General features: G+C 62.5%; 1 protein-coding gene. It reads left to right on the top strand.

What is annotated here, in order from left to right:
• Positions 1–2,427, top strand: a 2,427-nt coding sequence (locus VL130_RS03195) for a TonB-dependent receptor (protein ID WP_325361116.1), incomplete at both ends; no start/stop codon positions are given.

The following is a 2,427-nucleotide window of genomic DNA, read 5'->3' as shown; positions in this document are numbered from 1 at the left end:
CCGGGGGTATCGATCAATCGTCAGCAGGGGGAGGGGCGGTTCGTCACGGTGCGTGGCTTTGGCCCTGAGTTCAACACCGTCCTGCTCAATGGACGGGTGCTGGCCACCGATAACGATGGCCGCGAGTTCAGCTTCGACGTCCTGCCATCGGAACTGATCTCCGGCGCCGACGTCTTCAAGTCGTCCCAGGCCAACTTCCAGGAAGGCGGCATCGGCTCGACCATCAATATCCGCACGGCCCGCCCGACCGATCGCGCCGGCGTCTTCATGGCCGGCAGCCTGGCCGGCAAGTATGATAGCGGTTCCGAGAACACCACCCCCAGCGCTTCGGTTTTGTTCAGCAAGAGCAATGCCGACCGCACCTTCGGTGTCCTGGGCAGTCTCGTCTACGACAAGCGCGACGCCCGCGTCTATCGCTTTTCGACCGATGGCTGGCTGGCCCACCAGGATCTCGACTTCAACAAGGATGGCATCACCGATCTGGCCGACGTGGCCGTCGATCGCGGCGCCGGTCAGTCGGTCGATACCAGTTCGCGTGAACGCATCGGCGGCACCCTGGCCGTCGACTGGAAGCCGTCCGACCGCCTGACGGTCAAGCTCGACGCGCTCTACACCCAGTACAAGGTCGATTCCCGTGTCTATGCCATGGGCTACTTCTCCGATCCGGCCGATATCATCTCGGCCACCGCCAACGCCAACGGCACCCTGATCCACTATGTGCGCAGCAATACCGGCAGCCTGGCCACCGACAACACCTATAATGCCGCCCCGCGCGATGCCAAGACCTACCAGCTGGGCGCCAACTTCGATTACAAGCTCAGCGACCGCACCACAATCACCACGGACCTGTCCTACTCCAAGGCCCGCAATGATGGCCGCGACGGCGTGCCGGTCATGGTCATCGGCTCGCGCAACACCGGCCTCAACCCCACCTGGGACCTGCGCCCGGATCTGCCGACCCCGGTCGTGAGCAATGTCTATCCGGCGACCGATACCGACCGCGCCCGCGGTCACTTCAGCATCCGCACCGGCTCCGACATCACAGACGAGGTCACCCAGCTGCGCGTCGATGGCAGCCATAAGTTCGATGGTGCGCTGAACACCCTGCGCTTCGGTCTGCTGGCATCGGACCGTACCAAGACAACCATGGCCTACCAGACCCCCGGCGCCATCCTGTGCGCCTATTGCGGCTACTACGCCACCCTGCCGGCCGGCCTGGCCCAGGTGTTTGATAGTGGCCAGAGCGTCTTCCTCGGTAATCCGGAGCTCACCACCAAGTGGCTGACCTTCGATCCGGATGCACTTGCGGCCTACTATGCCTCAGATGCTGCCATCAGCCAGATGCCCGTAGCCAACCAGGCCGCCTTCCGCGCCGCCTTCGCGGCCAACGGCAACTCCTATCGCGGTGTCCTGTCGCCGCTGGGATCAGGCTCCGTGGCAGAGAAGTCCTACGCCCTTTATCTGCAGGGGGAGTTCGCTGGCGAGATCAGTGGCATGCCCTGGGACGCCGATGCCGGCCTCCGTTGGGTCTCGACTGAGCTGGTCGCCGAAGGTTCGTCTCAACAGCTTGTGTCGATCACAACCCAGGCCGGTGACAATACTCAGCTGAACTATACGCTCTCCGATCCGGTGCCGGTGCGCGTCAAGAACACCTATAACTACGTCCTGCCGTCAGCGACCTTCCGCCTGAACTTCACCGACAAGCTGGTCGGCCGTGCGGCCATCTCACGGACCCTGACCCGTCCAACCCTGACGAACCTCGGCGTCAGCCAGTCCTATACCCTGCGCCCACCGCAATCCTTCTATAGCTCCGGTGGCAACCCGGATCTCAAGCCCTACCTGGCCTGGAATGCCGACCTGGCGATCGACTACTACTTCAATCGCAGCGCCTATGTCAGCCTGGCGGCGTTCCACAAGAAAGTGACCAACTTCGTCTCGCTGGTCACTCAGCCGCGCGAAATCCTGGGCTACACCTTCCAGGATACCCGTCCGACCAATGCACAGGAAGCCGAGATCGATGGTCTGGAGGCCGCCTTCCAGTACACCTTCGACTTCCTGCCGTCGCCATTCGATGGCCTGGGCCTGTCGGCCAACTATACCAAGGTCGACAGCTCGGTTGCCTTCGATCCGTCGTTGTCCACCCAGGTGTTCAACGTCGAGGGCCTGTCGGACTCGGCCAACCTGGTCGTCTTCTATGAAAAGGGACCGATCCAGTTGCGGGCCGCCTATAACTGGCGCGCCAAGTTCCTGAACCGCACCTTCGGCAGCGAAGGCCAGCCGGAAAACTACGATGCCTATGGCCAACTCGACATGCAGGCCAGCTACAAGGTCACCCCCCATCTGACCGCTTTCATCGAAGGGCTCAACCTGACCGATGAAAAGACCCGCTCCTATGCCGCCTATGAAGAACGCCTGCTCACGCTCGAA

The organism is Asticcacaulis sp. (genome assembly GCF_035497195.1).
GTDB lineage: Bacteria > Pseudomonadota > Alphaproteobacteria > Caulobacterales > Caulobacteraceae > Asticcacaulis.
The sequence above is the reverse complement of the archived record's forward strand: the minus strand, read 5'-3'. Positions and strand labels throughout refer to the sequence as shown.